Origin of the sequence: Micrococcus luteus (assembly GCF_022664405.1) — a bacterium.
GTDB lineage: Bacteria > Actinomycetota > Actinomycetes > Actinomycetales > Micrococcaceae > Micrococcus > Micrococcus luteus.
Map to the genome: position 1 here is coordinate 1 of NZ_JAKRLB010000043.1, position 3,083 is coordinate 3,083.

At 65.3% G+C, this 3,083-nt stretch carries 3 protein-coding genes and 1 pseudogene; 3 read left to right on the forward strand and 1 reads right to left on the reverse strand.

What is annotated here, in order from left to right; genetic code table 11:
* Nucleotides 1-687 precede the first annotated feature (687 nt).
* The 3 genes and pseudogenes from MF605_RS12145 to MF605_RS11810 form a co-directional block, all read left to right on the forward strand.
* Nucleotides 688-1,167, forward strand: a complete 480-nt coding sequence (locus MF605_RS12145) for a Mov34/MPN/PAD-1 family protein (RefSeq protein WP_166795278.1) — start codon at nt 688-690, stop codon at nt 1,165-1,167.
* Nucleotides 1,151-1,564: a DUF6602 domain-containing protein gene (locus MF605_RS11805; protein WP_134417011.1), complete on the forward strand. Its 414-nt coding sequence runs from the start codon at nt 1,151-1,153 to the stop codon at nt 1,562-1,564. The genes MF605_RS12145 and MF605_RS11805 overlap by 17 nt, the downstream gene beginning before the upstream one ends.
* Nucleotides 1,565-1,662: 98 nt before the next feature.
* Nucleotides 1,663-2,127: pseudogene (locus MF605_RS11810) on the forward strand (helix-turn-helix domain-containing protein); the annotation flags it as partial.
* 36 nt (nt 2,128-2,163) lie between these two features.
* On the opposite strand, the gene MF605_RS11815 reads toward MF605_RS11810, so the two are convergent.
* A partial coding sequence (locus MF605_RS11815; protein WP_242821293.1) for an IS256 family transposase occupies nt 2,164-3,083 on the reverse strand: 920 nt, incomplete at its 5' end.

Consider the following 3,083-nt stretch of genomic DNA (forward strand, 5'->3'; position numbering starts at 1 on the left):
CCGGCTCGTCGAAGGTCAGGCCGTCACGAACTGGAAGCAGGCCCTCGCCCAGCTCGCCGCGGCCTACCCCGACCGGATCAACCCCTACCTGTGACCACCCCGCTTACACAGACAAGTTGACACGCCCAGGCCCACTCGTCTCATCTCAGCCGGCGCCTCGTGGCAAGAACCTCATGACCCACAACACCTAGTTCGCCACGCAGCTTCACCCGCGTTCGTCGGGCAGACGAAGACCACAGCAGTGTGCGCCTCGGCCCTTCTCCGCGACCCGGGGTCGAGCATGACCGGCGCGGGACCCGTCAAGACTCTTGCCGATGCTGTGAGCTTGATGGACTCGCGCGACCTCGTGATCGACTGCACGGGCAGCCGGCTCGTGTGGCACATGCTCCAACACGCGGCCCGTCTTTCAGGCGCGCGGTTCCTTCATGTCGCAATCGTGGGCCAGGGCCAGTTCGGGCGAGCGGACATCTGTCCGCCTCTCAATGCAGCTGAGCCTCTGTCGATGGACCCTCTGGAAGGTGCCATCGAAGGCGAGTATGAGACCGGCTGCGGGGACCCGATCTCACCGACACCACCGGCTGCAGTAATAGAAACCGCTGGAATGGGAGCCCGGCTTGCGATCAGGCTGCTCTGTGGCGAAGAGGTGCCCCCCGCGGGCGAGTCACGCGCATTGTTCGAGCTGCCAACGTGAGAGTTGCGACCATCAATGCTGATGCCTGGACAGAGCTCACCCAGGCAGCGAGCCGCGCCCTGCCACGTGAGACGGGCGGCCTGCTTCTCGGCTACTACATCGAGACCGAACCGCACATAGTGCAATGCGTCGAGGTCCCTGATCCCACAGCGACCTCTGTGCGCTATCGCCGGGACGCGACCATAGCTGCAGCAACGTTGAGGCAGACGAGGGCATTAGGCCCCGAAAACACTACGGGGTACATCGGTGAGTGGCACAGTCATCCCGGACCGAACGGTCCGAGTGAGACTGACTCGCTCGCCCTGCGCCAGCTGGCCAAGGCGGGGGCGCATGATGTGCTCCTAGTGGTCGTCGCCCGCACCGCAACAGACTGGATCAGCCACGCGCGGGAAGCGAATCCAGATGGCAACCTCCAGCGACTAGTGCTAGAAGTTGCCTCCAGCAGAAAGGATAACCCCCATGAGTTCACCAATTGATCTGAATTTAGCCTTTCAGGCTCGGCAACGTACCCTCTCCGCAGAACTCGGTATCCCTCTGGAGTTCACCGACCATCCAACCTCCATCGGTAATGCCTCCGAGGCGAACTGGACGAGAATGCTTCGCACCTACCTGCCAGGACGTTATGAAGTCGGCCCTGTACACGCCCTGGATATCACCGGCGGCCAAAGCCACCAGATCGATATCGCTATTTACGACCGCCAATACGCCCCCATCTGGTTCGAGTCACCCGCGGGGGAGCGGATCGTGCCAGTGGAGAGCATTTACGCCGTGTTCGAGGTGAAGCAAAAAATAAATGCTTCGAACCTACGCTATGCCGCCCGGAAAGCAGCTTCGGTGCGCCAACTGACGCGGACTAGTTGTTGTGGGTCATGAGGTTCTTGCCACGAGGCGCCGGCTGAGATGAGACGAGTGGGCCCCGCCCCGCAGGATGGAAGTTCCTCAACAACCCACCTGCCCGAAAAGACCCACTCATGACTCACGCTAACGCACCCCTGACCCCCACTGGCCGTCTCAGGATGGTCCACCGCCACCTGCACGACGGGATCCCACAAGCGCACGTGGCCGCCGAGTTCCGGGTGAGCCGGCCCACGGTGGCCACCTGGGTCGCCCGCTACCGCGCCCAGGGAGAAGCCGGCCTTCAGGACCTGCCCAGCCGGCCGCACCGTTCACCTGCCCAGCTCGATCCGGTCCTGGTCGCCCAGATCCACGCCCTGCGGCGGGAGCGCAAGTGGTCCGCACGGCGCATCCATCACCACCTCGTCTCTGAAGGCCACCGGGTGTGTCTTCGTACCGTGGGACGGTGGCTGCACCGACTCGGGATCTCCCGCCTACGGGACCTGACCCCGGCCGGAGAAGACCTGCGCCAACGACCCCAGAAGATCACCGCGAGAGGGCCGGGGCACATGGTGCACCTGGGTCAAGTCCCTGGAAGTGGTGTAACCGTCTTCGAGGTTGTAGGGGGCTTGTACCTGTCAGGTCTGCAGGGTCGGCATCACCTCCGTGCTCATCACGGTCTCTTGCTCCGTGGTCAGGGGCTCACGGCACCGGGCGAGCAGTTCCAGGCCGAGATACCGGCGGCCTTCGGCCCATTCATCTGTCTGCTCGGCCAGCACGGCCCCGACCAGGCGCACCACGGCATCCCGGTTCGGGAAGATCCCCACCGAGTCCGTGCGGCGCCGGATCTCCCGGTTCAGCCGCTCGGCGGGGTTGTTCGACCAGATCTGGCACCACACGTCCCTCGGGAACGAGGTGAACGCGAGGATGTCCTGTCGAGCGGCGTCTAAGTGGGCGGCCACCGCGGGCAACCTGTCCTGCACGTAGTCCAACAGGCGCTCGAACTGGGCGTGCACGGCCGGCCCGTCGGGCTGGTCATACACGCTGTGCAGCATGGCCTTCACCGCCGGCCACATGCTCTTCGGGGTCACGGCCATCAGATTCGCCGCGTAATGGGTGCGGCAGCGTTGCCACACGGCCCCGGGCAGGTTCGCCGCCACTGCTTCCACGAGGCCGCGATGGGAGTCCGAGGTCACCAGTGCCACCCCGGCCAGCCCCCGGGCCACCAGATCCGCGAAGAACTCGTTCCACCCCGCCCCGGACTCCGTGGTGGCCACCCTCAGCCCGAGGACCTCGCGGCGCCCGTCCGCGTTGACCCCGGTGGCGACCATGGCCACCGCGTTGACCACACGCCCGCCCTCACGCACCTTCATGGTCAGGGCGTCGGCGGCGAGGAACACGAACGGGCCGGCCTCGCCCAGAGGCCGGTGGCGGAAAGCCTCGATGTGCTCGTCCAACTCCTGTGCCATCCGGCTGACCTGGGACTTCGAGAGCGAGTCGATGCCCAGCTGCCGTACGAGCTTGTCCATGCGCCGGGTCGAGACCCCGGCCAGGTAGC